This is a genomic window from Methylobacterium sp. CCH5-D2 (assembly GCF_001556475.1).
Classification (GTDB): Bacteria; Pseudomonadota; Alphaproteobacteria; order Rhizobiales; family Beijerinckiaceae; genus Methylobacterium; species Methylobacterium hispanicum.
The window spans coordinates 1-2,670 of sequence record NZ_LSIX01000122.1 but is presented as its reverse complement, the minus strand read 5'-3'; the positions used below and the strand labels follow the sequence as shown (position 1 = coordinate 2,670).

Sequence of the window (2,670 nt, the reverse complement as noted above, 5' to 3'; positions counted from 1 at the left end):
ACCTGCGGGCCTATTTCAAGGGTAAGCTCGCGCGCTCCGGACGCGCCGCGCCGGAGGCGGAGGACCTTGTCCAGGAAACGTTGATGGCGGTTCACACGCGACGGCACACCTACGACGTTGGCCAACCGGTCACGCCCTGGCTCTACGCCATCGCGCGCTACAAGCTCATCGACCACCTCCGGCGTACGCGCGCCTCCCTCGCCGACGTGCCCGTCGAGGATGCGAGCGAGCTGGTCGCGCGCGACGACCACGCCGCCGTCGAGAGCACGCTCGACGTCGAGCGCCTGCTCGGTCGCCTTCCCGGCAAGATGCAGCAGGCGATCCGGGCCATGAAGGTCGAAGGTCTGAGCGTGGCCGAGGCCGCGACGCGCTCCGGCATGTCGGAATCGGCCATCAAGGTCAGCGTCCACCGCGGGTTGAAGGCGTTGGCCGCCTTGGCAGGGGGCAAAGGGGAATGAAGACCGACGAACTCATCGGCTTGCTCGGCGCGAGCTTCGCCAGCGAGCCTGCCAAGTCTCCCGGCATGCTGAGGCGGATCGCGCTCGGGGCCGCCATCGGGGCCGCCGGGGCGCTCTGCCTCGCCCTTCTCGCATTGGGCGTCCGGCCTGACTTGGGTGAAGGCAAGTCACTGACCTTCCTGCTGGCCAAGCTGGCCTTCGCCCTCGCCGTCGGTGGCTTGGCCCTGCGCTACCTCGGTCGCATCGCTCGCCCAGGGGGCGAGAGGAGGGTGCATCTCGGCATCGCGGCCCTGCCGTTCGCGGCGGTCATGGTCCTCGCTGCCCTCAGCCTCGCCAACGCGCCGGCGGCCCACTGGGGGACCATGCTCACCGGCCACATGTGGCTCGAATGCCTCGTCTCCATCCCGGTGATTGCTGTGGTCCCCTTCGCGACCCTGATGTGGGCGGTCCGGAGGTTCGGCGCGCCGACGGACCTCGTCCGGGCCGGGGCCCTGGTCGGGCTCGCCTCGGGAGGCGTGAGCGCGATGGGCTACGCGATTCACTGCATGGACGACACCGTACCCTTCATCGCGCTCTGGTACGGCGGCACGATTGCCCTCTGCACGCTGGCGGGCGCGCTTCTTGGTCCTCGCCTGCTGCGCTGGTAAGGCCGTCGGCTCGCCCGTAGGCACGGGCGAACCGCTCCCGGCCCGCCGCGCGCTTCAGGGGCAGGTCAGCCCGGAGGCGTCCAGTTCGGCCGTGGGTACCCGGATAGGTCACCGTGTCGCGCGGCGCGGACGCGCGGATGTGCGTCCCACGCCTCCTGCGTCAGCGCCTCCCCGTCGATCAGGAAGGCGCTCGCCCCGTCCTGCGCCACCACCGCGGGGCCGAGAGGATTGTCGAGGATATCGTAGAGACCGGCCGCCTCGTTCCAGGCGCGGACCGAGACCGAACGGCCCTCGTCCATGAGGAAGGCGCAGTGCGTCCACGCGGGATGGGGCGGCACGACGGCCCCTGCCCGCACGGGTGCGGCGGTCGCGCGCCCGGGAGGTGAGGGAAGGCCGGCGAGGAAGGCGAGCGCACGCTGTGCCAGAACCTCCTCGAACCCGCATTCCGCTACGCGCGCCTGGATGACGGCAAGGTCGAGAGGCCGGGCCTGATGGTAGGCCGCGATGTAGTCCCTGTCCTTGTCGGCAAGGCGGGCGAGCTTAGAAACGATCAGATCCTCCGGGCCGGGGGCCACCACCGTCACGGTCGCCGCGCCGTGGCCTCTCACCTCCCGCACCACCGCGCGCGAGGGCCACGAGGGCGGCAGGCGGGCGGTGCGGTCGTCGACGCCGTCGATGTAGAAACCGTGAGCCGTGTGGAAGTGCGAGCCCTCGCCGAAGATGACGGAGATCTCTTCGGATGCCTCCGCGAGGTCGTCGTCCTGGGCGGCCTCCCAGGCCCGAGCGTTGGCGGGATAGGCGTCGATCTCGGGCGACATGCACATCGTGACCGGCGCGCCGGGCCAGCCCACGAGGATGCCCTGGCTGCCGACGACCACCACGGTGCGGGCCTTGAAGTGCAACGCCAGCGAACGGGCGGTGCGCTCCAGGTCCGCGACCGTCCGGATCTCAATCGGACGGCTCACGCCGGGACGGAGGAGCCTTGGCGGCCGGCATGCGCCGCGCGTTGGGCGGCCGCGCCTTTACGTGCCAGGCGCCAGATCCGCTTTCGGACGTTCGGGTCGCGCACGAACGACACGCCCTCCCCTTCCAGGAACGGCGAGGACAGCCGAAGCCGCTGCATACCCTCGTCCCGCCGGGTGAGGAGTTGCCGGATCGTCCCCGGCGGCTGCCCGAGGATCTCGCGCCACTCGGAGACGAAGGTGCGCTCGGGGTAGTCCGCCTCAAGCCGCATGACGGCCATCTTGGCGCTATCGAGGATGCCCGGGTCGCGCGCGAGCCGACGCGCCACCAGCCGATGGATCATCAGCTTGGCACGGTCGTTCACGACTTCCCTGTTTACCTCGGGACGCACGGGATGCCTCTGGAGCCACACGCGTTTCGGACCGTGGGCATTATGCCCGACGCCCGGAGACCCGACAACGTCGGAGTTGGGGCTCGGTTCGACTTCCACAGAACTTCGGTCCCCGCGGATATGGGGTCTGGCACCGGTCTCTTTGACATCCTCCCCGCCCTGGAGGGCGGGGATTCCTACCGCGTGTCAGGCCGCGAAGGCCGGACCCGCC

General features: G+C 70.4%; 4 protein-coding genes. 2 read left to right on the top strand and 2 right to left on the bottom strand.

Annotated elements, in window-relative coordinates; translation table 11 throughout:
• Both AX737_RS02490 and AX737_RS02485 read left to right on the top strand, forming a co-directional pair.
• Positions 1–458: sigma-70 family RNA polymerase sigma factor (locus AX737_RS02490; RefSeq protein ID WP_066918747.1), on the top strand; the 458-nt coding region annotated here is incomplete at its 5' end.
• Positions 455–1,105, top strand: coding sequence for a DUF1109 domain-containing protein (locus tag AX737_RS02485; RefSeq protein ID WP_012454454.1), 651 nt, complete (start codon positions 455–457; stop codon positions 1,103–1,105). The genes AX737_RS02490 and AX737_RS02485, both read left to right, overlap by 4 nt.
• Before the next feature lie 65 nt (positions 1,106–1,170).
• Here the strand turns inward: AX737_RS02485 and AX737_RS35290 are convergent, their stop codons facing one another.
• On the bottom strand, positions 1,171–2,070 hold the full coding sequence (locus AX737_RS35290; RefSeq protein ID WP_238232134.1) for a DUF6036 family nucleotidyltransferase: 900 nt from the start codon (positions 2,068–2,070) through the stop codon (positions 1,171–1,173).
• Positions 2,067–2,432 carry a hypothetical protein gene (locus AX737_RS02470; RefSeq protein WP_063111109.1) on the bottom strand — a complete coding sequence of 122 codons (366 nt, stop codon included), beginning with the start codon at positions 2,430–2,432 and terminating at the stop codon, positions 2,067–2,069. Before AX737_RS02470 ends, AX737_RS35290 begins: the two co-directional genes overlap by 4 nt.
• Positions 2,433–2,670: the final 238 nt, after the last annotated feature.

What these genes read in the sequence shown, in the direction of transcription:
- AX737_RS02485 (WP_012454454.1), top strand. Translation starts at nt 455, where the DNA reads ATGAAGACCGACGAACTCATCGGCTTGCTCGGCGCGAGCTTCGCCAGC.